The organism is Vibrio sp. 1580 (assembly GCF_033340055.1).
In genome coordinates this window covers 1-572 of the sequence record NZ_JAWOVT010000535.1, presented here as the reverse complement: position 1 = coordinate 572, position 572 = coordinate 1, and the positions used below count along the sequence as shown (strand labels likewise).

The window sequence follows — 572 nt, the reverse complement described above, 5'->3', positions numbered from 1 at the left end:
AGTGACGGAGTGAAAGCGTTGATTGAGCAAGCTTTAATCGACAAGCCGCAACGCAAAATGGTGCTGCGTGCGTACCATTTAGAAGCTGCGCTGGCGATTGTGGATACTCTGCCTATCATCATTACCGTTCCGGCAGATTTGGCGTATCTGGTTGCTGAGCGCTATGACCTAGTCGTAAAACCGTTGCCATTCCAATTTACGCCTTTTGATTACTCGATGATTTGGCATGCGCGCTGTGAGCATTCTCCTGCTCAAGAATGGCTGCGCTCCGTTGTGCGTGAAGAGTGCAGCAGGCTGATTGCAAAGCGAATCGAAGACATGGGATTGAACTGACAATAAAAGAGCCAGCAACGCTGGCTCTATTTACGTGAAGTGCTGACTTGTAGCTTGATAACGATAGCTTTATAGCTACAGCTTGATGACTACGCGACCCGTTACTTGGCCGTTGGTAATATCTTCGGCGTATTTTGGCGCTTCAGCGAGCTCTACTTCAGTACACGCTTGCTCGAAGTAGCTGTCTGGTAGTAGCTCAACCAGTTTTTCCCACGCTGCGATACGTTTTTCGGTTGGAC

2 pseudogenes are annotated in these 572 nt (G+C 49.0%); one reads left to right on the top strand and one right to left on the bottom strand.

Annotated features, from left to right (window positions below):
- Positions 1–333, top strand: a pseudogene (locus R7093_RS27025) (LysR family transcriptional regulator); the annotation flags it as partial.
- A gap of 75 nt (positions 334–408) precedes the next feature.
- Here the strand turns inward: R7093_RS27025 and R7093_RS27020 are convergent.
- Positions 409–572: pseudogene (locus tag R7093_RS27020) on the bottom strand (oxidoreductase); the annotation flags it as partial.